This is a genomic window from Streptomyces sp. NPDC027663 (assembly GCF_055566415.1).
This window is the reverse complement of the sequence record NZ_JBVHSK010000002.1, coordinates 647,282-670,006: the sequence shown is the minus strand read 5'-3', so window position 1 is coordinate 670,006 and position 22,725 is coordinate 647,282. Positions and strand designations below refer to the sequence as shown.

Annotated in this window: 15 protein-coding genes and 1 riboswitch; of the genes, 9 read left to right on the top strand and 6 right to left on the bottom strand. The window is 72.7% G+C overall.

The annotated features are described in order from the left end of the window. Positions 1 to 56: 56 nt before the first annotated feature. Positions 57 to 1,346, top strand: coding sequence for an ATP-binding protein (locus tag ACZ4SF_RS07870; protein ID WP_468379738.1), 1,290 nt, complete (start codon positions 57 to 59; stop codon positions 1,344 to 1,346). Beyond that, positions 1,343 to 2,095, top strand: a complete 753-nt coding sequence (locus tag ACZ4SF_RS07865; RefSeq protein WP_468379735.1) for a LuxR C-terminal-related transcriptional regulator — start codon at positions 1,343 to 1,345, stop codon at positions 2,093 to 2,095. Before ACZ4SF_RS07870 ends, ACZ4SF_RS07865 begins: the two co-directional genes overlap by 4 nt. A gap of 270 nt (positions 2,096 to 2,365) precedes the next feature. On the opposite strand, the gene ACZ4SF_RS07860 is transcribed toward ACZ4SF_RS07865, so the two are convergent. Beyond that, entirely contained in the window at positions 2,366 to 3,430 is a 1,065-nt protein-coding gene (locus ACZ4SF_RS07860; RefSeq protein ID WP_468380435.1) for a C40 family peptidase, read from the bottom strand. A 436-nt stretch (positions 3,431 to 3,866) separates the two neighbouring features. On the opposite strand from ACZ4SF_RS07860, the gene ACZ4SF_RS07855 reads away from it, so the two are divergent. Further along, a complete protein-coding gene (locus tag ACZ4SF_RS07855) occupies positions 3,867 to 4,220 on the top strand; it encodes a hypothetical protein (RefSeq protein ID WP_468379733.1) in 354 nt (117 codons plus the stop codon). A 66-nt stretch (positions 4,221 to 4,286) separates the two neighbouring features. On the opposite strand, the gene ACZ4SF_RS07850 is transcribed toward ACZ4SF_RS07855, so the two are convergent. Further along, positions 4,287 to 5,621, bottom strand: a complete 1,335-nt coding sequence (locus tag ACZ4SF_RS07850) for a C40 family peptidase (protein WP_468379730.1) — start codon at positions 5,619 to 5,621, stop codon at positions 4,287 to 4,289. 8 nt (positions 5,622 to 5,629) lie between these two features. Further along, a riboswitch (cyclic di-AMP (ydaO/yuaA leader) is annotated at positions 5,630 to 5,783 on the bottom strand. Positions 5,784 to 6,059: 276 nt separating this feature from the next. Between ACZ4SF_RS07850 and pcrA the strand changes: the two genes are divergently transcribed. Continuing rightward, complete coding sequence (pcrA, locus tag ACZ4SF_RS07845) at positions 6,060 to 8,567, top strand: DNA helicase PcrA (protein ID WP_468379727.1); 2,508 nt, start codon at positions 6,060 to 6,062, stop codon at positions 8,565 to 8,567. A gap of 123 nt (positions 8,568 to 8,690) precedes the next feature. Here the strand turns inward: pcrA and ACZ4SF_RS07840 are convergent, their stop codons facing one another. Continuing rightward, positions 8,691 to 10,223: a M23 family metallopeptidase gene (locus tag ACZ4SF_RS07840; protein ID WP_468379724.1), complete on the bottom strand. Its 1,533-nt coding sequence runs from the start codon at positions 10,221 to 10,223 to the stop codon at positions 8,691 to 8,693. A 232-nt stretch (positions 10,224 to 10,455) separates the two neighbouring features. Next, complete coding sequence (locus tag ACZ4SF_RS07835) at positions 10,456 to 11,307, bottom strand: esterase/lipase family protein (RefSeq protein ID WP_468379721.1); 852 nt, start codon at positions 11,305 to 11,307, stop codon at positions 10,456 to 10,458. Positions 11,308 to 11,531: 224 nt separating this feature from the next. Between ACZ4SF_RS07835 and ACZ4SF_RS07830 the strand changes: the two genes are divergently transcribed. Further along, complete coding sequence (locus ACZ4SF_RS07830) at positions 11,532 to 11,954, top strand: cobalamin B12-binding domain-containing protein (protein WP_468379718.1); 423 nt, start codon at positions 11,532 to 11,534, stop codon at positions 11,952 to 11,954. A 246-nt stretch (positions 11,955 to 12,200) separates the two neighbouring features. On the opposite strand, the gene ACZ4SF_RS07825 is transcribed toward ACZ4SF_RS07830, so the two are convergent. Continuing rightward, positions 12,201 to 13,850: a DUF5691 domain-containing protein gene (locus ACZ4SF_RS07825; protein ID WP_468379717.1), complete on the bottom strand. Its 1,650-nt coding sequence runs from the start codon at positions 13,848 to 13,850 to the stop codon at positions 12,201 to 12,203. Positions 13,851 to 13,902: 52 nt separating this feature from the next. Then, entirely contained in the window at positions 13,903 to 15,258 is a 1,356-nt protein-coding gene (locus ACZ4SF_RS07820) for an SWIM zinc finger family protein (protein WP_468379714.1), read from the bottom strand. Between the two features lie 132 nt (positions 15,259 to 15,390). Between ACZ4SF_RS07820 and ACZ4SF_RS07815 the strand changes: the two genes are divergently transcribed. The 4 genes from ACZ4SF_RS07815 (at position 15,391) to sucC (ending at position 22,698) form a co-directional block, all read left to right on the top strand. Then, entirely contained in the window at positions 15,391 to 16,521 is a 1,131-nt protein-coding gene (locus ACZ4SF_RS07815; RefSeq protein WP_468379711.1) for an ATP-binding protein, read from the top strand. Next, positions 16,518 to 19,484, top strand: a complete 2,967-nt coding sequence (locus tag ACZ4SF_RS07810; RefSeq protein ID WP_468379708.1) for a DUF5682 family protein — start codon at positions 16,518 to 16,520, stop codon at positions 19,482 to 19,484. The genes ACZ4SF_RS07815 and ACZ4SF_RS07810 overlap by 4 nt, the downstream gene beginning before the upstream one ends. Then, positions 19,481 to 20,668: a VWA domain-containing protein gene (locus ACZ4SF_RS07805; RefSeq protein ID WP_468379705.1), complete on the top strand. Its 1,188-nt coding sequence runs from the start codon at positions 19,481 to 19,483 to the stop codon at positions 20,666 to 20,668. Before ACZ4SF_RS07810 ends, ACZ4SF_RS07805 begins: the two co-directional genes overlap by 4 nt. An 848-nt stretch (positions 20,669 to 21,516) precedes the next feature. Continuing rightward, the gene (sucC, locus tag ACZ4SF_RS07800; protein WP_468379702.1) at positions 21,517 to 22,698 is read left to right on the top strand and encodes an ADP-forming succinate--CoA ligase subunit beta; all 1,182 of its coding nucleotides are present in this window, start codon (positions 21,517 to 21,519) and stop codon (positions 22,696 to 22,698) included. The last annotated feature ends 27 nt before the right edge of the window (positions 22,699 to 22,725 follow it).

The following is a 22,725-nucleotide window of genomic DNA, read 5'->3' as shown; positions in this document are numbered from 1 at the left end:
CGTCTCGGGGGCCGACCCTGATGCTCTGCCTCGCCCGCCGTGTGACCATCGTTGCCATGCCGGAAGCCGCAAGCCTGCCACTCGACGACCCGCGGCCACCGCGCAAGCTCTACCGCAGCAGCGACGGACGCTGGCTCGGCGGAGTGGCGCGGGGCCTCGCGGGACATCTCGGGCTGCCCGTCATCTGGGTGCGGCTCGCATTCGTCGGCCTGCTCATGGCCGACGGACTCGGCGCACTGCTGTACGCGGCATTCTGGTTCTTCGTCCCGCTCGGCGTCGGCGGCGTCGGCGACCAGAAGCCGTCGCTGGTGGGCACGGAAACCTCGCCGGACGGCCGCCGCAAACTCGTGGCCCGCAAGCCGGACCGGGGACAGATCGTCGCACTGCTCCTCATGGTCATCGTGTCCATGGTCTTCGTGGGCAGCGTCAACCTGGGCAGTGCCGCCAAGGCGTATCTGCTGCCCGCCGTGCTCGTCGCGGCCGGTGTCGCCCTCGTCTGGCGCCAGGCGGACAACGCCCGCCGGGCCCGCTGGGTCGAGGTCGGCCGCCGGCGCCGCACCCTCAGCCTGCTGCGCGCGGCCGGCGGCGTCCTGCTCGTCACGGCCGGTGTCTCCGCCGTCTTCGTCCTGCAGGGCTCGACCGCCCACCTCGGCGCGGTCCTGCAGGCCGCGCTCGCGGTCCTCGTCGGCATCACCCTGCTCGCCGGTCCCTACCTGGTCCGCATGACCCAGGACCTCTCCGAGGAACGCCTGATGCGCATCCGCGCCCAGGAGCGTGCCGAGGTCGCCGCTCACGTCCACGACTCCGTGCTGCACACCCTCACCCTGATCCAGCGCAACGCCGACAACGCGGGCGAGGTGCGCCGTCTCGCCCGCGCCCAGGAGCGCGACCTGCGCACCTGGCTGTACAAGCCGGAGGGCACCGGCAAGGACGAGGAGGACGAGCCGGACACGGTCGCCGAGGCGGTGCGGCGCAGTGCCGCCGAGGTGGAGGACAAGCACGGAGTGCCCATCGACGTCGTCGTCGTCGGCGACTGCCCGCTGGACGATAGGACCGGTGCGCAGATGCAGGCCGCGCGCGAGGCGATGGTGAACGCGGCCAAGTACGGTGGCGAGGGTGGTGCCGTACAGGTCTACGCCGAAGTCGAGGGAAAAACGGTCTTCGTGTCCGTCCGCGACCGCGGCCCAGGCTTCGATCTCGACTCGATACCCCCCGACCGCATGGGCGTTAGAGAATCGATCATCGGCCGCATGGAGCGCAACGGCGGCACGGCCCGGCTGCGGGCGGTGCCGGGCGGCGGCACCGAGGTCGAGCTGGAGATGGAGAGGGCGGAGAAGACGTCATGAGCGACGCGACCGAGGCGAACGGCACGGCGGGGACGGCGGAGGCGGCCGGGGCCGGCCGGGCCGACGACGGCGGCGCCGGCGCCGGCGGACGGCACGTACGGGTGGTGCTCGTGGACGACCACCGGATGTTCCGCACCGGCGTGCAGGCCGAGATCGGCCGGACCGCCGAGACCGGCGTCGAGGTGGTCGGCGAGGCCGCGGACGTCGACCAGGCGGTCACGGTCATCACCGCGACCCGGCCCGAGGTGGTTCTCCTCGACGTCCATCTGCCGGGCGGCGGTGGTGTCGAAGTGCTGCGCCGCTGCGCGCCGTTGATGGCGGACGCCGAGCGCCCTGTCCGTTTCCTCGCGCTGTCCGTGTCGGACGCGGCGGAGGACGTGATCGGGGTGATCCGCGGTGGCGCCCGCGGCTATGTCACCAAGACCATCACCGGCGCCGACCTGGTCGACTCGATCTTCCGTGTCCAGGAGGGCGACGCGGTCTTCTCGCCACGGCTGGCCGGGTTCGTGCTGGACGCCTTCGCCTCCACCGACGCCCCGCCGGTGGACGAGGACCTGGACCGCCTCACCCAGCGCGAACGCGAGGTGCTCCGGCTGATCGCCCGTGGCTACGCCTACAAGGAGATTGCCAAGCAGCTGTTCATCTCGGTGAAGACGGTCGAGTCCCATGTCTCGGCGGTCCTGCGCAAGCTCCAGCTGTCCAACCGTCACGAACTGACCCGCTGGGCGACCGCCCGACGGCTGGTCTGATCTGCTCGCAACCGCCGCTCGCGTCGTCGCGTCGTCTCCTGTCGCGGCAGATCCGGCCAGTCCTGCCCGGCAGGCCTGGCCCTGCATCGGCAGACCTGGCCCTGCCCTGGCAGACCGGGCTCTGCCTCAGCAGACCGGCAGCCGGGCCTCACGTCGGCCCTGACCCAGCCTCCACCCGACCCCACCCCTGCCTTCAGGCCGACCCTCATCCGGCCCCCGTCGCATCCGGCCCCGGTCGCATCCGGCCCCCGGACCGGCCGCACCCTGACCTCAGGCCACCCTCGTCGCCCCCGCGAACGGCATCTGGTCGATCGGAGCAATCCGGACCGGGGCCGACGGGCTGGGGGCGTGGATCATCTGGCCGTTGCCCACGTAGATGCCGACGTGGCTGATCCCGGAGTAGAAGAACACCAGGTCGCCGGGCTGGAGTTCGGAGCGGGAGACCCGGCGGCCCGCGTTGATCTGGGCGTAGGTGGTGCGGGGCAGGGAGATGCCGGCGGAGCGGTAGGCGGCCTGGGCCAGGCCCGAGCAGTCGAAGGCGTTCGGCCCGGTCGCGCCCCACACGTACGGGCTGCCGAGCTTGGCGTAGGCGTAGGAGACGGCCGCGGCGGCGCGGGCAGTGGGGGCCGGGGCGGACCCGGGCTGCGGCAACGGTTCCCGCGGGGCGGCGGCCGAGCGAGAGGAATGTCCGACCGTGCTGCCGGACGCGGTCGCCACGGTGCGCCGGCGCGGAGGCAGCTGTGCCAGCAGTCGGCGGGCCTCGTCCAGCTTGCCGGTGACCGTCTTCTTCTGCCGTCCCAGCTCCGCCTGCCGTGCCCGCAGCGACTTCAGCTCGATGCGTGCGGCCCCGCGCAACCGCTCGATCTCGCGCAGTTGTTCGCGAACCCGTGATACGGCGGCGGCCTGCCGGTCACCGGCCCGCTCCGCGAACGCGGCGCCGTCCAGGTACCGGTCGGGGTCGCTGGAGAGGGCCAGTTGCCACGCCGGGTCGATGCCTCCGTCCCGGTACTGGGCCGCGGCGATCGAACCCAGGGCGTCCCGGGCGGAGTTGAGCTTCTCCTGCTTGCGGGCGGTCTCGTCCTGCAGCCCGGTCAGTCGCCGCTGGGCCGCGCCCGCTTCCTCCTTCGCCCCGTTGTACTTCTCGGTGGCGGCCTCGGCCTCCCGGTACAAGCTGTCCACCTTGGCTTTCACCTGCGCCTGTGTCAGCTGGGGTTCAGCGTGTCCCGTGCCGTCGAAGCCCGTCGCCGTGGCCGCGCCCGCCAGGGCGAGTGTGGCGGCCGTCCGGGCCGTATGGCCGCTGAGCGAGCGATGCGGGGGCTTGCGGTGCGCTGCCACCTGGACCGTCACGTCCTTCCGTAGGACTCGTACGACCGAGGGTCAGTACGCCCCGCGGCGGCCCGCACAGGGGGAGTGGGCCGCCGCCGGGCTTTCTCGGCGGTGGTGGCCGGCGGCCGCCCGAGGGCCGGGCGGCGGTGGGGAGCCGGTCACCTGGGGGAGGACGCTAGGCCGGACGGTGACGGGTTGGTAACGCGCTGTCCGAAATTGGTTACGACAGGTCATGGTGTGACCGTAAGTGATCCCTCCGTAGGGCCCGAGTCGTCTTCTTCACGCAGCGTGATGATCGAGCCGCGGAAAGCGGACCAGGCGGGGGTGATCGGGTGCTATGGAGCGCATATATGCAAGGTCTGCCGAGCGTTTTCGCGCCGCCGCCGCCCCTGAGGGCGGGCCCGGTGCGGGGAGCCGTGGCGCCCCCTGGCTAGGCTCCGGCCCCATGGACGTACTCATCCATCTCTTCGTCGGCCTGCACATCGTCGGTATCGCCGCGCTGCTCGGCGGCTTCCTCACCCAGATGAAGGCGATGGGCCAGGGCACGGCCCGGTTCGTGCCCGGGATGCTGCACGGCGCGCTGACCATGCTGGTCACCGGCGTGGCGCTCGTCGGCCTCAATCAGGCCGACGACCACCACGTCAACAACATCAAGATCGGCGTGAAGCTGGCTCTGCTGATCGTGATCCTCGCGCTGGTCTACGTGAAGCGCGACGAGGAGCGGATCGACAAGGGCCTCTTCGGGCTCGTCGGCCTGCTGACCACGGCGAACATCTTCATCGCCGTCCTCTGGACCTGATCTCCGGCCGGACCTGATCTCCGGTCGAACCTGATCTCCCGGGCGGGCGATCTCGGGGCGGCGGGATCAGCCCGGCCGCACCACGCAGCGCACGGCCGACCCGTCGGTGCGGGAGACCGGTTCCTCACGCACGTACGCGCCCGGCCTGGGAGCGTGGATCATCATGCCGTCGCCCGTGCACAGCCCTACATGGTCTGCGTCGTCGTGGAAGAACACGAGGTCGCCGGGGCGCGCCTCGGCAGGCGGGACCGTGGTTCCTGCTTCGGCCTGATCGCGGGCGCTGCGCGGAAGGGTGACACCGGCCGACTTCCAGGCGGCCTGGGTCAGCCCCGAGCAGTCGTAGGAACCGGGGCCGGCGGCGCCCCACACGCACGGCTTGCCGAGCTGCTCCCGGGCGAAGGCGACGGCTTTCCGGGCCTTGGTCGTCGTGTCCGTGCCGGATGTGACCGTCGCAACGGACGCGATCGACGCGGATGTGACCGGAGCGGACGTGATCGACGGGGATGTGACCGACGCGACGGACGTCACCGGTGCGGTGGATGTGACTGAGGCGCCATACATGTCAGGTGCGACAGGTGCGACAGGTGCGACAGACGCGCTAGGTGCGGCAGGCGTGACGGACTGCGCGGCGCTCTGCGCGGTCCGCTGCGACAGCAGCACGCGCGCGTGGGCGAGCTTTTTCTGCACCGCCGCCTTGGCGGTCTTCGGGTCCCTCGCGGCGGCCTCCGGCACGCTGTCCGCGGGCGGGACGACGGCCCTCTCCTGGGCGGACGGCAGGAGGGACGCGTTCCGGACGGACGCGGCGACGGCCGCCTTCCGCGCGGACGGTACCGCCTCCATGCCTCGTGCGGGCGTTACGGCGCCCCTGCCCTGTGCGGGCGTTACGGCGTCCCTGCCTCGTGCGGGCGGTACGGCATCCACACTCCGTCTCGGGGGTGCGACGCTCGTGCCCCGGGCGGGCGTCGCCGCGGCTGTGTCCCGGGCCCCCTCGGGGCCGCGCTGGGCCGGAACGGCGCGGGGCTGGGCCGCGGCGCGGCGGGCCACCTCGTCCCGGAGCCGCTGAAGACTGTCGCCGTGTCGCCGGGGTGCGTCCGCGGGACGCTCCTCGGCCCCGGCGGCGGACCGCTCCCTGCTTGCGGCGGCGGAACGCTCCCTGGCGGTGCCGGCGAAACGCTCCCTGGTCGTGCCGGACGTCTCGGTCGCCGATTCCGCCCGGCGGTACAGATCGTCGATCTTCCGCTCGATCTCCTCCGGGCTCGGCCTGCCGTGACCGGTTTCGGGAGCGGCCTGCGCGGACTGGGAGAGGACGGCCACGGAGGTGAGGGCGGCGGTGGCGAGAGCGGGGGTGCGAATGCCCGTCCCCGGGGTTCCGCCGGGGCGCGGCTTGCGGTGCGACGCCAAGGGAGGCGACTCCTTCCTTGCTGCCGCCTACCGGGTTAGCTGTCGGGTTCGGGCGGACGGAAGGGTTGCCCTACGGCGTCGTCCCGGGCGGGAGTCGGCCGATTCACCCCAGGATCGGTGGGTCCCCGGCTCCGGGCACCACGCAGAGGGCGCACCGGACTCGGCGGAGGCCGCGCGGCCCGGCGACGTTCGCCGGAGAGGGGTCGTGCGGCCTGACGGCAACCTAGCCAACTGGTGTGTCTTCTGTGAAGGTTGGTGTGCGGTTTGTCCGATACATTTCCGTGACCTGATGGCTGGTTCACGCCCGCGTGACCAGGCGCTTCCGTTGTGTGAGCGGTCGGCGGACGCTTTCGACGCGAAGAGCGACCGCTCACCACGCGGGCCATGTTCCGGGGACGGCAACCGGTTGTCGGTGGGGCGGCCTAGACTCGTAGAGCGATGAGCAGCCTCTTTGACGACAGCTTCCTGGCGGACCTCCAGCCCCCTCGCGGGCACGAGGAGGAGCAGCCGCCACCCGAGGACGATCACGCTCCGGAGCCGCTTCCGGACGATCTGTTCGGCGGGAAGTTCGATGTGCCGCCGGACCGTGACGCGTACTACCGCGACGGCGCCCCGCGCCCCGTGATCGACGCGGCGGCGCTCCTGGAGGGACTGAACGACAACCAGCGCGCCGCGGTCGTGCACGCCGGTTCGCCGCTGCTCATCGTCGCCGGCGCCGGCTCCGGCAAGACCCGTGTGCTCACCCACCGCATCGCCCACCTACTCGCCGAGCGGAACGTGCACCCGGGCCAGATCCTCGCGATCACCTTCACCAACAAGGCCGCGGGCGAGATGAAGGAGCGCGTGGAGCAGCTCGTCGGCCCGCGCGCGAACGCGATGTGGGTGATGACCTTCCACAGCGCGTGCGTGCGGATCCTGCGCCGCGAGTCGAAGAAGCTGGGCTTCACGTCGTCGTTCTCGATCTACGACGCCGCCGACAGCAAGCGCCTGATGGCCCTCGTCTGCCGCGACCTGGACCTGGATCCCAAGCGCTTCCCGCCCAAGTCCTTCAGCGCCAAGATCAGCAACCTCAAGAACGAGCTGATCGACGAGGAGGACTTCGCCGCGCAGGCCACCGACGGCTTCGAGAAGACGCTGGCGCAGGCCTACGCCCTGTACCAGTCGCGGTTGCGCGAGGCGAACGCGCTGGACTTCGACGACCTGATCATGACGACGGTCAACCTGCTGCGCGCCTTCCCGGACGTCGCCGAGCACTACCGGCGCCGCTTCCGGCACGTCCTGGTCGACGAGTACCAGGACACCAACCACGCCCAGTACGCCCTCGTCCGCGAGCTGGTCGGGACGGGCGAGCGCGCCGGCGAGGCCGACACCCCGCCCGGCGAGTACGACGTCCCGCCCGCCGAACTGTGCGTGGTCGGTGACGCGGACCAGTCGATCTACGCCTTCCGGGGCGCGACGATCCGCAACATCCTCCAGTTCGAGGAGGACTACCCGAACGCGACGACGATCCTGCTGGAGCAGAACTACCGCTCCACGCAGACCATCCTGTCCGCCGCCAACGCGGTCATCGAGCGCAACGAGTCCCGCCGCCCGAAGAACCTGTGGACCAACGCCGGGCAGGGCGCACGGATCACCGGTTACGTCGCCGACACCGAGCACGACGAGGCCCAGTTCGTCGCCGACGAGATAGACCGCCTCACGGACGCGCGCGAGGCGAAGGCCGGGGACGTCGCCGTCTTCTACCGCACCAACGCCCAGTCCCGTGTCTTCGAAGAGGTCTTCATCCGCGTCGGCCTGCCCTACAAGGTCGTCGGCGGCGTCCGCTTCTACGAGCGCAAAGAGGTCCGGGACGTCCTGGCCTATCTGCGCGTCCTCGCCAACCCCGAGGACTCGGTGCCGCTGCGCCGCATCCTCAACGTGCCCAAGCGGGGCATCGGCGAGCGCGCGGAGGCGATGATCGATGCCCTCGCCCAGCGCGAGAAGATCAGCTTCCCGCAGGCTCTGAAGCGCGTGGACGAGGCGTACGGCATGGCCGCGCGCTCCACCAACGCGGTCAAGCGGTTCAACACGCTGATGGAGGACCTGCGCACGATCGTGGAGTCCGGCGCCGGCCCCGCGACCGTCCTGGAGGCGATCCTCGAGCGCACGGGCTATCTGGCCGAGCTGCAGGCCTCCACCGACCCGCAGGACGAGACCCGCATCGAGAACCTCCAGGAACTCGCCGCCGTGGCTCTGGAGTTCGAGCAGGAGCGCGGTGAGGGAGCCGGGACACCGGGGGCTGCCGCCCCGGGCGGCACGCTTGCCGACTTCCTGGAGCAGGTCGCCCTGGTCGCCGACTCCGACCAGATCCCGGACGAGGAGGACGGCGACGGCGTCATCACGCTGATGACCCTCCACACCGCCAAGGGCCTGGAGTTCCCGGTGGTGTTCCTGACCGGCATGGAGGACGGCGTCTTCCCGCACATGCGCGCCCTCGGCCAGACCAAGGAGCTGGAGGAGGAGCGGCGCCTGGCCTACGTCGGCATCACGCGCGCGCGGGAGCGGCTGTACCTGACGCGGTCGGCGATGCGCAGCGCCTGGGGCCAGCCCTCGTACAACCCGCCCTCCCGCTTCCTGGAGGAGATTCCGCCCACCCACATGGAGTGGAAGCGGACGGGAGCGGCGGCGCCCGTGTCCTCCGGCCCGGCGTCCGGGATCACGGCCTCGCTGTCCTCGACGCGTTCGCGCTCCTCGGCATCGGGCGCATCCGGGTTCGCCACGCGGCGTACGGCGGAGAAGCCGGTGGTCGCGCTGGCCGTCGGCGACCGGGTCACCCACGACCAGTTCGGGCTCGGCACGGTCGTCGCGGTGAAGGGCACGGGCGCGAACGCGGAGGCGACGGTCGACTTCGGGGACACCAAGCCGAAGCGGCTGCTGCTGCGGTACGCACCGGTGGAGAAGCTGTAGCCGCTGGAGTCCGGGGGCGAAAGCCCCCACTCCTGCGCGGGGTCGAGCCCGCTTCCCTGCGGGGTCGGGTTCCGGTCCTACGTGGGCTCGGGTTGCGGTCCTACGTGGGCTCGGGGTGCGGTCCTACGTGGGGTCGAGACCGTGGCTGCGCAGCCACGGCAGCGGGTCTATGGCCGACCCGCCCGCCGGTCGCACCTCGAAATGCAGGTGCGGACCGGTGGAGTTCCCGGAGTTGCCGGAGTAGGCGATCGGCTGGCCGGCCTTCACCGCCGCACCGGAGACGACACGGTAGCTGGAGAGGTGGCAGTACCAGGTCTCCGTGCCGTCCTTCGCCGTCACGATCATCATGTTGCCGTAGGCGCTGTTCCACTTGGTGGAGACGACGCCGTCGGTGGCGGCCATGACCGTGGTGCCGTAGGAGACCGGGAAGTCGATGCCCGTGTGCACCGACATCCAGTTGACGCCCGCCTGGCCGTAGTAGGCGCTCAGCCCGCGCTGCGCGACCGGCACCGCGAACTTGGGGCGCAGCCGCTCCTTGAGCGCGGCCTCCGCCGCGGCCTTCTTCTTCTCCAGCTCCTGCTGCGCCTTGAGGTCGATCCGTTCCTGTGTACGGCTCGCCCGGTCGGCGAAGTCGGTGGCGCCGGCCGAGAGGGTCTTGAGCTGGGTGTCCAGCTTGCTGTTGGCGACCGACGGCTTGACCACCTGAGCGTCCGGGGCGGCGGCGGTGGTGTCCTTGGAGTCGTCGGCGAGTGCGCCGACCGAGGCGGCGGCGATCCCGGCCACCCCCATCACACAGGCCGAGGGGACGGCGACGGTCAGCAGTGCGGAGCGCTTGGCGGGCGTACGGCGCCGGGAGCGCGCCGCGGTGCGCGAGCCCGCGCGGGTCGCCGTTGCCGGGGTGATCTCTTCCTGCTCGTCCAGCAAGCCGGTCACGTCGGGCAGTTCGCCGGTGGAGTCCGGCTCGCCCTCGCCCGAGGGCCGGCCGTCATAGCCGGCGTCCTCGTACGACACCTGCTCGAAGGCCGCGGTCGCCTGCGGGTCACCGGCCTGCTCGAACGAAGTCTGCGGGTCGCCGACCGCCTCGAACGTCGCGGTGCCCTGCTGATCGAACGGTTCGGCACCCTGCTCGGGCTCCGCCATCACGGCCTCACCGGCGGCGTTCCACTGCGTGGCGTCGTACGCGCCCGTGTCGAAGGTCTGGGTGCCCCACTCCCACTGCTGGGTGGGCTCGGCGCCGCCGGTCCGGTCGGGCTGCAGCCAGGCGCCCGCGTCCCACTGACCGCTGACATCGTTCCTGGTGGCCTGAGCGGGGACTGTCCAGGCGGTGCTGTCGTAGACGCCGGAGTCGTAGGCGGCATGGTGCTGAGCCGCGTACGGGTCGTAGGCCAGGTTCTGGCCGGTACCCGTCTGCCACTGGGTGGTGTCGTACGTGCCGGTGGACTGCTCGCTGCCCGGGAGGCTGCCGAAGAGCGGATCGGTGTCGAAGGCCGTGGTGGCTCCGGAATCACCCGTAAAACCGGTGGCGTCATAGCTGCCGTACGTGGTGAGGTCGCCGTAAGGAGCTTCCTGTGCCCCGTACGGCGCGTAGTGCGCGGTGGAGGCGTCGGAAGCCGGGGCCGGGGTGGTCATGCTCCCCGACGGGTGACGGTCGTTCACCAACTTCTCTTTCGCCTCGACAACAGGGGCTGCCAGAGCAGTGCGGCGACTGTACCCGGCAGTACCTGGGCGCGACAATCTTCGGCTTGTTTCGAGTGGGCCGTAAACGGGCATTCGGCCGTGTTTCGGGGGACGACGGACCCGTTGTTGGCCTTGTGTTCGAAGAATGTTCGATCTCGAGTGACCGTGTGTCAGGTGTGCGCGGCCTGTGTCCCGCCCGCGAGGGGGTGGCTCAGGCCACCGTGAGGTCGTCGGTCGTCCGGTCCCCGGTGCGGGGCGCGTCGAGCACCTCCCGTATCCCCGCAGCCACGGCGGGGTGCACGGGCAGCGCGAGGTGGCCGATGCCGGTCACCCGGATGTTCTGCGCGTCCAGATCGGGGTGTTCCAGGCACGCCGTCTCCAGTGGATCCATCAACGAGTCCAGATCGCTCCAGAAGCTCGCGAACCGGGTACGGCAGCCGGGCGCGGGCCGGGCCAGCTCCTCGATCACTGCTGACCCGGGCCGCATCTGCCGCACGATCGGATGCGCGTCGGCCAGGGGTGCCACCCGGGTCCCGGAGTGGGGCGTACCGAGCGTGACGAGCGTGCGCACCCGCAGGTCGCCGCCGAGGCACTGTACGTAGTAGCGGGCTATCAGGCCGCCGAGGCTGTGCCCGACGATATCGACCCGGGCGCTGCCGGTGCGCTCGCAGATTTCCTCGATGTGCCGGCCGAGCAGTTCGGCTGCGGTACGTATGTCGCAGGTCAGCGGAGAGTAGTTGAGGGACTCCACCCGCAGCCTGCCGTCCTGGGCGAGGGCGCGGCGCAGCAGGACGAACACCGAGCGGTTGTCGATGAAGCCGTGCAGCAGGACGACCGGCATACCCGGACGCACCGGCAGCCGGGCGGCACCGCCCGCCGCGGGCAGGGCCGCGTAGCGGCGTTCCTGGAAGAGGCCGGTCGGATACAGCAGAAGATGGCCGGCGAGGATGGCTGCCTCCAGGGCGGTCGCCTTCAGCAGCACGATGGACAGTCCGGCCAGTCTGCCGGGCCACAGGCGGCGGCAGAGCGGGAGGAAGAGTGGCAGTACCCCGGTGACCTTCATGGCCGACCTCCTGTCGGCACGCCGGAGGACGGCTAGGTCCCCCGTGTGCCCTCATGTCCCACCATGTGATTTCCCCCTCGCTGCGCACCGTAAAACTGCCGGTTGCGGGATGCTGGAGATAACGTTCGTTCACTTCGCGACGGGTGGCGGAACGCGCCAAAAGTGCGGTACTTGTCGGTACGGACGGAAGCGATCGCTTCCGTGGTCGCTTGATGGAGGCAGTGATGGGTGTGGCAGCCGGTCCGATCCGCGTGGTGGTCGCCAAGCCGGGGCTCGACGGCCACGATCGCGGGGCCAAGGTGATCGCGCGCGCCCTGCGCGACGCCGGTATGGAGGTCATCTACACCGGCCTCCACCAGACGCCGGAACAGATCGTCGGCACCGCCATCCAGGAGGACGCCGACGCGATCGGCCTGTCCATCCTCTCCGGCGCCCACAACACGCTGTTCGCCGCGGTCATCGACCTGCTCAAGGAGCGGGACGCCGAGGACATCCTCGTCTTCGGCGGCGGCATCATCCCGGAAGAGGACATCCCGCCGCTGAAGGACAAGGGCGTCGCCGCGATCTTCACGCCGGGCGCGACGACCACGTCGATCGTGGAGTGGGTCCGCGAGAACGTGCGCCAGCCGGCGGCGTCCGGGGGCTGAGGGGCTGCATCCGGTGGTTGAGCAGCCACCCTCCGGTGGTTGAGCGGGCGCCTTGTGGTGGTTGAGCGGCAACCTTCCGGTGGTTGAGCGGGCGCCTTTCAGTGGTTGGGCGGGCGCTCGCTGATGAGCGCGTGTGCCCGGCACAGCGGGAGCGGGGGCCTGCGGCCGTCGAGTGGCCGCCGCCGGCGTTTGAGCCGGCGCCCTGGGGCCGCGCGCCGGCGTTGTGGAGCGGCCTGAGCGGCCCCCTCAGTCGCCGGACGGGCCGCTCGGCCCCGTCGGTGCCAGTTCCTGCGTCATCGCCGCACGCAGCCGCAGCGTGGTGACCAGTCGCTGGAACGCCTCCGCCCAGTAGCCGCCGGCCCCCGGCGCGGCGTCCTCCCGTTCGTCGGGCACCGCCAGCAGCGCCTCCAGCCTTACGGTCTCCGCCGGGTCCAGACAGCGCTCCGCCAGCCCCATCACCCCGCTGAAGCTCCACGGGTAACTGCCGGCGTCCCGCGCGATGTTGAGGGCGTCCACGACCGCCCGGCCCAGCGGTGGAGCCCATGGGACCGCGCACACTCCGAGCAGCTGGAACGCCTCCGACAGGCCATGTGTCGCGATGAACCCGGCCACCCACTCGGCCCGTTCCGCCGGTTCCAGCGCGGCCAGCAGCTTCGCCCGCTCCGCCAGGGACACCGCGCCCGGACCGCCGGCCTCCGGCGCGGACGGCGAGCCGAGCAGCGCCCGCGACCATTCCGTGTCCCGCTGCCGCACCGCTGCTCGGCACCAGGCCGCGTGCAGCTCGCCCTGCCACCCGTCCGCCACCGGCAGCGCCACGATCTCCTGGGCCGTCCGCCCGCCGAACCGCTCCGTCCAGGTGCCGAGCGGCGCGGCCTCCACCAACTGCGCCAGCCACCATGAGCGTTCCCCTCTTCCCGCGGGCGGTGCGGCCACCACACCGTCCCGCTCCATCCCGGAGTCGCACTCGTGCGGCGCTTCCACCGCGATCGCCGGCGCGTCCCCCGTACGGTCCGGGGCCACACAGGCCGCGGCCCGCACCGCCATGCGCGCTGCGAGTGCCGAACCCGGCAGTGCGGACAGCAGCTCTGCCGCCGTCGCCCGGACATTGCGGCTGCGGTCGCCCAACGCCTGCTCCAGGAACGGCTCGTCCGCCTCCGACAGACCGGTGCGCAGCGAGTCGAGGAACATCAGCCGGTCCTCCGCCCGCTCCGTCGCCCACGTCGATGCCAGCAGCTCGCGCGCCGACGCGGGCGTACGGGCGCGCAGCGTCCCCAGCAGCGCCGCCCGCTCGGCGAACAGCCCCTCCTGCCACAGCCGGTGCACCGCCTCGGCGTCCTCGGGGCCGGGCAGCGCCGCGCCGCCGCCGGGGGCCGCTCGCAGGGCGAAGCGCCAGTCCGGGTTCAGCCGGGCCAGCCACAGTGCACGCGGGCCGGCGAACGCCAGCGCCGCAGGGCGCAGGTCCGTACGGCCCCGGGCCGCGTCCAGCAGCGCGGGCAGGGCCTGCGGTGGCGCCGCGTACCCCTGCGCGTTGGCAGCCGCCAGCCACTGGGGGAGCAGCTCCATGAGGTCCGGGGTGCTGCCCCGCCGGCCGCCGGACGTGCCGCCGGACCGGTCGGCCAGCAGGGTGGCGAGTCTGCGGGCCGCCGCCGCGGGCAGTGCCGGGCGCGGGTCCGCGGGTGTCCGGTCCGGGCGACGCGCCGCCGGTGCGGGCCGCAGTCCGGCCCGCCGCCGTACGGTCGCCACGGCCGCCGCGTCGAGCAGCGCGAGCGGTGCCGGGCGGCCGGGCGTGCCGTGTGCCGGTGCCCGCCGGTCGGTGCCGAGGAGCGCGGTGGTGACCAGGTCCTCCCAGGAGCTGGCCGGGGTGGCGGTGTCCCCGCCGGTCGGCGTCCCGTGCATCACGTTCCCTTCCCTTCGCCTGCCGGGGTGTCCCTGCGTCCTGTACGCCCTGTCAGCACAGCGCCACCGCCTCGCCCGCCCCCTCCGGCCAGGCGGTGAGCGGGGTGAAGCCGCGGTGGCCGCACTCGCCGAAGACCGTGACGGGGGCGCCGCCGGACAGGGCCACCAGCCGCCACAGTCCGGGCCGGGAGCGGGCGGCCCGGGTCAGTGGCAGGGCCGCGTCCGCACCGGCGTCGGCCAGCTGCCAGCGGTCGTCGTCCGGTACCGGTATCACCCGGTCCAGGGTCACCGGGACCGACTCCAGCCAGGGGTCCTCGCGCAGCGCCTCGCCGTACCGGACCGCCGCCTCGGCCGTGCTCACGCCCGGCGGGCGGAACGCGGCCGGCGCGGGCGGGGCGAACCGGTCGCCGAGGGCGGCCCGGCACCGGCCGGCGCCCGGGTAGGCGGACAGCTCGGCCTCCACGGCCAGCCCGACCGGCAGCGACAGCTCCGGTGCCCGGCCCGCGGCGCCGTAGGACAGCAGCAGCCGGGTCTCACCCGACTCGGCACCGTGCAGCCAGATCCGGCGCGTCGTCAGTTTGGCGTCCGCCGTGTCGTACTGGGCGAGGACCAGCCAGCGGTCGCGCACCGGCGGACCGTCCGGCGTGGCGGGCAGGCCCAGGCGGGAACGGACCGTCGCCGCGAGAGCGTCCGGCAGCCGGTCGCGGCGCAGCCAGCCCTGGTCGAGCAGATGCAGCAGCGCGCACTCCTCCAGCAGCCGTGCCGGCCAGCCTGCACCCGATGCCGGTATCGCCCCCAATTCCCGCACGCGGGCGGCCAGTCCGGGTGCCTGCGCGTCGACCATGCGGGCCGCCGTCTCGTCCCACAGGCCGTACCCCGCCTGCTCGGCCGCGGCCAAGCCGCCGCGCAGCAGGTCCGCCAGACGCTGCTCCAGCTCCGTCGCGCCCGCCGTGACCCGCTCGGCCCGGCGCTCGGCCCGCCGCCGGGCAGCCTCCGGATCGGCGGGTCCGGCCGCCGAACTCCCCTCGGCCTGTGTCCTTCTGGTCCCGGCCCGGCTGCGCCGTGCCGCCAGCCACTGCTCCGCCCAGTCCGGCGGCTGAGCGGACACCGGCACCGCGTCCTCGTCACCCACCCAGAGAAGCAGCAGCCCGAGCGCGTGCTTGCACGGGAACTTACGGCTCGGACAACTGCACTTGTACGCCGGCCCGGCCGCGTCGGCCAGGTCCACCACCGTCTGGTACGGCTTGCTGCCGCTGCCCTTGCACTGCCCCCACACCGTCCCCTCTGCACACCCCGCCCCGGACCACGGCCCGGCCGCACCGAGCCTGCTTCCCGCCTTGCGTGACGCGGCGTCAGGCGCCAGTGCCAGCACGTGTTCCGCGGTCCAGCGCACCCCCTGCTCAGTCATGCCACCGACGGTAGGTCCCGCCACTGACAATCGGCCCGGCAAGCACGTTTGTGCAGGTCAGGGCGATTGTCAGTGGTGTGGTGCACGGTTGGTGACAGATCCGAACCGGCCGAGCTGGAGGGGGCCTCAGCCATGTCTGTGTCCGTGGAACCGACGACCGCCGCACCCGACCGCGACGAGTCCGCGCAGGTGCTGCGCCCGCACGCCGAGCACGCCTTCGCGGCCGAACTCGCCGCGCTCGCCGCGCAGGACGACCGCCCGCGCCCGGCCCGCTGGAAGCTGTCGCCGTGGGCGGTGGCGACGTATCTGCTCGGCGGCACCCTGCGGGACGGCACGGTGATCACACCCAAGTACGTGGGCCCGCGCCGCATCGTCGAGGTCGCCGTCACCACGCTCGCCACCGACCGCGCCCTGCTCCTGCTCGGTGTGCCCGGCACCGCCAAGACCTGGGTGTCGGAGCACCTGGCCGCCGCCGTGAGCGGCGATTCGACACTGCTGGTGCAGGGCACGGCCGGCACTCCGGAAGAGGCGATCCGGTACGGCTGGAACTACGCACAGCTCCTCGCGCACGGCCCGAGCCGGGACGCCCTCGTGCCCAGCCCCGTCATGCGCGCCATGGCCGAGGGCATGACGGCCCGCGTGGAGGAGCTGACGCGAATCCCGGCCGACGTGCAGGACACGCTGATCACCATCCTGTCCGAGAAGACCCTCCCCATCCCCGAGCTGGGCGGGGAGGTCCAGGCGGTCCGCGGCTTCAACCTCATCGCCACCGCCAACGACCGCGACCGCGGGGTCAACGACCTCTCCAGCGCGCTGCGCCGCCGCTTCAACACCGTGGTGCTGCCGCTGCCGGAGAGCGCCGACGCCGAGGTCGACATCGTCACCCGCCGGGTCGAGCAGCTCGGCCGCTCCCTCGACCTGCCGGCCGCACCCGACGGCATCGAGGAGATCCGCCGGGTCGTCACCGTCTTCCGCGAGCTGCGCGACGGCATCACCGCCGACGGCCGCACGAAGGTGAAGTCGCCGAGCGGCACACTGTCCACCGCGGAGGCGATCTCCGTCGTCACCAACGGCCTCGCGCTCGCCGCCCACTTCGGCGACGGCGTGCTGCGCCCGGGTGACGTGGCCGCCGGCATCCTGGGTGCCGTCGTCCGCGACCCGGCCGCCGACCGGGTCGTCTGGCAGGAGTACCTGGAGACGGTCGTCCGTGAGCGTGAGGGCTGGACGGACTTCTACCGCGCCTGCCGGGAGGTGAGCGCATGACCGGCACCAGCCGGCGCGAGACGTACGACTCCGGGCCGCTGCTGCTCGGCGTACGGCACCACGGGCCGGGTTCCGCGCGTGCGGTACGCGCTGCCCTGGACGCCGCCCGGCCCGGTGCCGTCCTGATCGAGGGCCCGCCCGAGGCCGACGCGCTGATCCCGCTGGCCGCCGACCCCGGGCTGCGGCCCCCGGTCGCCCTGCTCGCCCACGCCGTCGACGAGCCCGGACGCTCGGCGTTCTGGCCGTTCGCCGAGTTCAGCCCCGAATGGGTGGCCATCCGATGGGCCGTGGAACACGGCGTCCCGGCCTGCTTCATCGATGTGCCGGCGACACACACCCTCGCTTGGGAGGAGGGCTCTGCCGGGACGGTGCCTGAGCCGGGTCCCGGGGCCGAGCCCGGGTCCGCCGGGTCCGGCGCCGAACGCGAGCCAGAGTCCGCTGCCAAGGCCAAGGCCAAGGCGAATACCAAGGCCGATTCCGGGTCCGGTGCCGGTGCCGGCCCCGAAGCCGGGGCGGCCGGGGCCGGCGCCGGGCGCGATGACGGGTCCGGGTTCCGGTCCGATGGTGATCCGGCCGTCGCCGCTGCCGACGAACAGGTCCGCGTCGACCCGCTCGCCGTGCTCGCCGAGGCCGCCGGATACGACGACCCCGAGCGCTGGTGGGAGGACGTCGTGGAGCACCGGGGACCGGGCGAGCGGGACCCCTTCGCGCCGTTCGCCGCGGTGGCGGAGGCCATGGGCGCGCTGCGTGAGCGGTACGGCGCCGGCGGGCGGTCCCGGGACCTCGTCCGCGAGGCGTACATGCGGCTGCGGCTGCGCGAGGCGCGCAAGGAGTTCGGCGACGCCGTGGCCGTGGTGTGCGGGGCCTGGCACGTGCCCGCGCTGCGTGAGAAGAGCACAGTCACCGCCGACCGGGCGCTGCTGAAGGGCCTGCCGAAGGTCAAGACGGACCTGACCTGGGTGCCGTGGACGCACCGCAGGCTGGCCCGGACCGGCGGATACGGCGCGGGCATCGACTCGCCCGGCTGGTACGGGCATCTGTTCCACGCGCCCGACCGGCCGGTCGAGCGATGGCTGACCAAGGTGGCGGGCCTGCTGCGCGAGGAGGACCGGATCGTCTCCTCGGCGCACGTCATCGAGGCCGTGCGCCTCGCGGAGACCCTGGCGGCGATGCGGGGCCGCCCGCTGCCCGGCCTGGGCGAGACCACCGATGCGGTCCGCGCGGTCATGTGCGACGGCTCGGACGTGCCGCTGGCCCTGGTGCACGACCGGCTGGTCGTCGGGGACGTCCTGGGCGAGGTCCCCGACACGGCCCCCGCGGTGCCGCTGCAGCGCGACCTGGCCCGGCAGCAGCGCTCCCTACGGCTCAAGCCGGAGGCGCTCGAGCGCGAGCTGGAGCTGGACCTGCGCGGGGACACCGACGCCGGCCGCAGCAGGCTGCTGCACCGGCTGCGGCTGCTCGGTGTCGACTGGGGCGAGCCGGCCCGGTCGCGGGGGAGTACGGGCACCTTCCGGGAGACCTGGCGGCTGCGCTGGGAGCCCGAGCTGTCGGTGCGGGTCGCCGAGGCGGGCGTGTGGGGGACGACCGTACTCGCCGCCGCACAGGCCAAGGCCGAGTCGGACGCGACCGCCGCGCGAAGCCTCGCCGAGGTCACCGCGCTCGCCGAGCAGTGCCTGCTGGCCGGGCTGTCGGAGGCGCTGCCCGTGGTCATGCGGGTGCTCGCCGACCGAGCGGCCCTCGACGCCGACGTCGGCCACCTGGCCCAGGCCCTGCCCGCCCTGGTCCGCTCGCTGCGCTACGGCGACGTACGCGGCACCGACACCGGCGCGCTGGCCGGGGTGGCCGCGGGCCTCGCCGAGCGCATCTTCGTCGGCCTGCCACCGGCGTGCGCCGCGCTCGACGCGGACGCGGCGGAGGAGATGCGGGGACACGTGGACGCCGTGCACACGGCCGTGGGGCTGCTGGCGGAGAGCCTTGACGAAGGGGGCGAAGGGGCCGAAGGGGGCGACGGGGACGGCGCGGGCGTCGGGGATGACACGGGCAACGCGGACGCCGGGGACAACGCGGCCGACGGCGGCCGCTGCGACTTCGGCGACCGCCGCGACGAGGCGGAAGCGGCCGGCCTCGGAGGGCAGGCCGGCTTCGGGGGGCAGGCCAGCGTCGGTCCCGAGGTGTGCCCGGCCCCCCTCGGGAATCACGCGGGCCTCGGAGACCAGGGCGACGCAGCCGGCCCAGAGGGTCATGCCGGCGTCGGTGAGGAGGGGGACCCGGCCGGTCCAGAGGGTCGCGCGGGCCTCGGGGGCGAAGGGGACCCGGGCGGACTCGGGCATCGCCCGGGCCTCGGGGACGAGGAGGACCCGGCCGCCCACAGCCGGCACACCTTCCCCGGAGGCGAGCCCGTGGGGCACCGCCGGTTGCGTGATCGCTGGCGGGCCGTGTTGCGGGCGTTGTCTCTGCGGGACACCGCGCCCGGTGTCGTCCGGGGGCGGGCCGTGCGGCTGTTGCTGGACGACGGCGTGCTGCCGGCCGGGGAAGCGGCCCGGTGGATGGGGCTCGTGTTGTCGCCGGGCACGCCCCCTGCCGTCGCCGCCGCCTGGGTCGAGGGGTTCGCCGGCGGTGGGGGCGGGCTGCTGTTGGTGCACGACGAGCGGCTGCTCGGCCTGCTGGACACCTGGCTGACCGGGGTGCCCGATGAGGCCTTCACGGATGTGCTGCCGCTGCTGCGGCGCACCTTCGCGGCGTACGAGCCGGGTGTACGCAGAACGCTCGGCGAACTGGTCCGGCGCGGTCCGGGTGACCGTCCCGGCGGGACCGCCGCACAGGGAGCCGCGATCCCCGGTTTCGCCACCGAACCGGACACCGGCCGGGCCGACGCCGTGCTGCCGGTGCTGCGGCTGCTGCTCGGCCTGGACGCGGACCGCGACACGACGCACGACAACAGGCCTGCGGGGGTGGGGGCATGACGAACCGGACGACCGGACCGGCACCGGCCGAGGTGCGCGACCCGGCGCGGGAGCGGCTGCGGCGCTGGCGGCTGGTGCTCGGCGGGGACCCGGCCGACGGCACCGGATGCACACTGTCCGGCCGGGACGCGGCGGTGGACGGCACACTGGCCGCGCTCTACGGCAGGGGTGACAAGCCGCAGACCGGCCGGGACCGCTCGGCGGGGCTCGGCGCGTCGGCGCCGTCCGTGGCCCGCTGGCTCGGGGACATCCGGACCTACTTCCCGTCCTCCGTCGTCCAGGTCATGCAGCGCGACGCCATCGACCGGCTCGGTCTCGCCTCGCTGCTGCTGGAGCCCGAGATGCTGGAGGCGGTGGAGGCCGACGTGCACCTGGTCGGCACGCTGCTCTCGCTGAACAAGGCGATGCCGGAGACGACCCGGGAGACGGCCCGCGCGGTCGTGCGCAAGGTGGTCGAGGACCTGGAGAAGCGGCTCGCGAACCGTACTCGCGCCACCCTCACCGGCGCGCTGGACCGCAGCGCGCGCGTCCACCGCCCGCGCCACCACGACATCGACTGGAACCGGACCATCGCGGCCAACCTCAAGCACTACCTGCCCGAGCACCGCACGGTCGTACCGGAACGGCTCGTCGGCTACGGGCGTGCGGCACGGTCGGTGAAGAAGGAGGTCGTGCTCTGCATCGACCAGTCAGGGTCGATGGCGGCGTCCGTGGTCTACGCGTCCGTGTTCGGGGCGGTCCTCGCCTCCATGCGGTCGGTCAGCACCCGGCTGGTCGTGTTCGACACGGCGGTCGTCGACCTCACCGACCAGCTGGACGACCCGGTCGACGTGCTCTTCGGCACCCAGCTCGGCGGCGGTACGGACATCAACCGGGCGCTCGCCTACTGCCAGTCGCAGATCACCCGGCCGGCCGAGACCGTGGTCGTGCTGATCAGCGATCTCTACGAGGGCGGCATCCGCGACGAGATGCTCAAGCGGGTCGCCGCGATGAAGGCGTCCGGGGTGCAGTTCGTGGCGCTGCTCGCGCTGTCGGACGAGGGAGCGCCGGCGTACGACCGCGAGCACGCGGCGGCGCTCGCCGCGCTCGGCGCGCCGGCCTTCGCCTGCACGCCCGATCTGTTTCCCGAGGTGATGGCCGCCGCCCTGGAGAAGCGGCCGCTGCCGATACCGGACACGGTGTGACGCCGGACCGGAAACGGCCAGGAAGAGGACATGCCTACCAATCGGTAACACGGGGCTTGCGCAGCCTCGGGCGGGCGGCGAGGATCAGCGCCCTGTTCCTTCGAGCTGAGGGGCTGCCGGGCGCGCAGCGGCCGTACCGCCCGTACCGCTCGTGCGACACCGGCGGCGTACCAGGGAGCCCGGCAGAATCCGGCACTCGGTACCCGGTGCCCGGCACCTGGTGCCCGGTACGCGGCACCCGACGCCCGGCACGCAGGGCCCGGCAGGCACGGCCCTGCACCCGGCGCCCGGGCACGCACCGCAGCGCCGCCGTGGTTCGCGGTGCCGCCCGCGGCGTCACGGTGCCCGCGGCGTACCCGGCGTGTCGCGGGGCACCCGGTGCGCGGGGTGGGTGTCCTGGACAGCTCCCGACAGCTCCGGGAGGTGACCGCACCCGGGCGGCCGAATGCCGTCGGCCCGTCCGGGCGGGGCCTCGCGGAGGGGGCGGGTGGTCCCCATTGGGGTGGGGATCAAGCGCTCCGGCCCCGGTCGCCCGGGGCCGCTCGGGGGCCTCACCGGGTCAACCCCAGCCCGGTGAGGCCTCGCGGCGAGGGCCGGCAGACCACCCGTTCCGCACCCTGTGGCGGCACGGCGTGCCAAGAAAAACGGCATCATGTGACAGGTATCACCGCTCGGGTGTGACCCGCGATTTAGAGGCCTCCCGGAAGCAGCGATAACCTGCGAGACGGACATGCCGCGCGCTCGGACACCGTGTGCGCCCCCCTAGTGACAAGCGGACGTCACGTTGCCCTTCGCGGCACGCCCACGCATCCAACGAACCGCGAGATCACTGATAGGGACGGAAGCGCGTGGACCTGTTCGAGTACCAGGCGAGGGACCTCTTCGCCAAGCACGATGTACCGGTGCTGGCCGGTGAAGTCATCGACACGCCTGAGGCGGCGCGCGAGATCACCGAGCGGCTGGGCGGCAAGTCCGTCGTCAAGGCCCAGGTGAAGGTCGGTGGTCGTGGCAAGGCCGGCGGCGTCAAGCTGGCCGCCTCCGCGGACGAGGCCGTCGCCCGTGCGACGGACATCCTCGGCATGGACATCAAGGGCCACACGGTCCACAAGGTGATGATCGCCGAGACCGCTCCGGAGATCATCGAGGAGTACTACGTCTCCTTCCTCCTCGACCGTGCCAACCGCACCTTCCTCTCCATCGCCTCCGTCGAGGGCGGCATGGAGATCGAGGAGGTGGCGGCCACCCGTCCGGAGGCCGTTGCCAAGATCGCGATCGACGCCATCGACGGCGTGGACGAGGCCAAGGCCCGCGAGATCGTCGAGGCCGCCAAGTTCCCGGCCGAGGTCGCGGACAAGGTCGTCAACGTCCTGATCAAGCTGTGGGACACCTTCATCAAGTCGGACGCCCTCCTCGTCGAGGTCAACCCGCTCGCGAAGGTCGCCTCCGGTGAGGTCATCGCTCTCGACGGCAAGGTGTCGCTCGACGAGAACGCCGAGTTCCGCCACCCCGAGTACGAGGAGCTCCACGACAAGGCCGCGGCCAACCCGCTCGAGGCCGCCGCCAAGGAGAAGAACCTCAACTACGTCAAGCTCGACGGCGAGGTCGGCATCATCGGCAACGGCGCCGGTCTCGTCATGAGCACCCTGGACGTCGTCGCGTACGCCGGTGAGAACCACGGTGGCGTCAAGCCCGCCAACTTCCTGGACATCGGCGGTGGCGCCTCCGCCCAGGTCATGGCGAACGGCCTGGAGATCATCCTGGGCGACCCGGACGTCAAGTCCGTCTTCGTGAACGTCTTCGGTGGCATCACCGCCTGTGACGAGGTCGCCAACGGCATCGTGCAGGCCCTGAAGCTCCTCGAGGACCGTGGCGAGAACGTCACCAAGCCGCTCGTCGTCCGCCTCGACGGCAACAACGCCGAGCTGGGCCGGCAGATCCTCACCGACGCCAACCACCCGCTGGTGCAGCGCGTCGACACCATGGACGGCGCGGCCGACAAGGCCGCCGAGCTGGCCCACGCCGCCAAGTAAGCACTCAGGACGAGGACACCAAACAGC